Below are 2,243 nucleotides of genomic sequence, written 5' to 3' on the forward strand. Positions count from 1 at the left end.
ACCGGCGTGAGACATCAGCAGGAACGCTCTGCCTAACTCGCCGGCCGGAAATTCGGGTCGAGTTTTTCAACACCATCTCCGCATTGCTGACCTTGGCCTTCCAGCTCGCGCTGCGCGATGCCATGGATGACCCTTTCGGGCCGGAAGTATCCTCCAGAACTTCTCCGCCGGATGGATGATTGGAGTCGCCTTGCCTCTCCCGATTGGCCGGGCATCAAGCAAAGATCAGGGACGCCTACGGAACCTTGCCCGTGCACATCGAACACCAAGGTCACCGGCCGTCGCGACACGCGCAGCAATCCCGAGCCGCGATAAAATAGCTGACCGCCGCACCCAGGATGCGTCCGACCGACAGGGCGCGCGGTCTCGTCGGTCTCATTGCCGCGCGGAAGCCGCAGCGGCGTGACCCGATCCGACGCGCACCTCAGGCACACCGGGCAGCGCGGCAGCGGCATGACCTGCTCAAGAACCCTGAACCCCATGTCTTGCGCCAGACGCCCGGCCTCGCCCGCTCCGTATCCGCGCAGCAATCGCCGCCAGAGCACCGCGCGCCTGCGCTCGCTGAGGCAGAGGCGAGAGTGTAGCCGGAGCCGGTCTTGCGAGGCTTGGTTTGCGAATATCACTTGCGCAACTCGAAGGATCGCCCGCGCCGATTGATCTGGCGCGGGGGTGGTTGCGGACCGCGGGGCGCAGTCTTGCGAATATCTTTCTGGCAAAAGCTGCCTTAGCTCAGCGCGATTGCGGCGCAGCTCCCCCTGAATACCACGACCATGTCGGGGCGTCGGTCGGCATGTTTGGGGACAGGTCCGAGAGCCAGGGGGCGAGGTCTTGTTCATCCAGTTCACGTTCGCGCAGAAGGTGATTGGCGAGGCGTTGCAGCAGGTCTCGGTGCGGATCGAGAAGCCGGCGGGCGCGCCGCTCGACCCGGTCGAGCCGCAGGCGCAGGCGGTCCGTGTCGCTTGAGCTGAGGCGCGCGAGGTCCACCGGACCCAACCAGGCATTGCCGTTGACGCCAAGCCCTGCCTCGCGGTCAAAGCGCAGCTGAAGCCGGGTTGCCATCGCCAGATCGCTGTCCTTACAGCCGCCAGCACCGGCGCTGATGGTGCCGAGGATCAGGCGCTCCGCCGCGCGACCCGCCAGGATGATGGTCAGCTCATCGGTGAACTCGGCGGCGCTGCCCTCGCGGATCGCCGGGGCACGATGGGTCGCGCCGCCGTCATGTAACAGCTGGATCCGATGAACCGGCCCGGCGCCGAGCAGGGCAGCCGCGACGGCATGACCGCATTCGTGGATCGCGATGCGACGCTCAAGGCTGTCTCGCTCGGGCTGGCTGACCGGCAGTTGGGCGAGGATGTGCGCCGCGTTGAACGGGGTTCCGGCCCGCCGCGCCGCGGATTTGGCCGCGCGGATCTGAGCGTCGATCAATGCCGGGGTCTCGCCGGTGAAGGCGCGTGCCAGCGCCGCCAGATCGACCGCGCTGTCGGCCGGAAGCGCGCGGCGCAGCATGTGCTGGATCTGCGCTTGCAAGGGACGGCCGAGCACACAATGGCGATCAAACCGGCCGGGGCGACGGATCGCCGGGTCGAGACTTTGCGGGTGGTTGGTCGCCCCGATCATAACCACGCCTTCCTCGCGGTTGAGCCGATCGATCTCGGCCAGGAACTGGGTGATGACATTGCGCCGATAGGCGGCGCCATGGCGGTCATCGCCCTCTCGGGAGCCCACCGCGTCGATCTCATCGATGAACAGCACCGATGGCTTTTGTCTGATTGCCTCGCTGAAGCTGGCGCGCATCTCGCGCAGCATGTCGCCCAGATGGCCGGCGCTTTGCCAGACCCCGAAGGCGCTTTCGATCAGCGGCACGTTTGCCGAGGCCGCGATGGCGCGTGCGAGCAGGCTCGGGGTGTCCAGATTGGCCAGCGCCGCGTCGCTCGGCAGCAGGGGCGCGACCTGTGTCCGGTCGGTGCCCGAATGGGTCTGGGCGAGCAGCGCCAGATGGATCTCACGGTCGATCGGGGCGAGCGGGATGGCGCGGGGCAGCACCCGGCGCAGGTTTGCCGACAGCGGCGCGTCGGCGGGCAGTAGGATCATCAGCGGATGGGGCAGTGCCAAGGCCGCCAGGATCTCGTGCTCGGCGTTGGCAAAGGCCTGCTTGTGCAGTTTGCGGCTGGCGTTGTCGACAGGGCGGATCAATTGCAGGATCTTGGTGGCTGGCGCTTTTGGCGCGCGCATTTGCGCGGCCC

General features: G+C 67.1%; 1 protein-coding gene. It reads right to left on the reverse strand.

Going from position 1 to position 2,243, the window contains the following annotated elements; genetic code table 11:
- Window positions 1-729: 729 nt before the first annotated feature.
- Window positions 730-2,243, reverse strand: a 1,514-nt coding sequence (locus Q4543_RS24190; protein WP_303442667.1) for an AAA family ATPase, incomplete at its 5' end; no start/stop codon positions are given.

This window comes from Salipiger sp. 1_MG-2023 (genome assembly GCF_030547555.1).
GTDB lineage: Bacteria > Pseudomonadota > Alphaproteobacteria > Rhodobacterales > Rhodobacteraceae > Salipiger.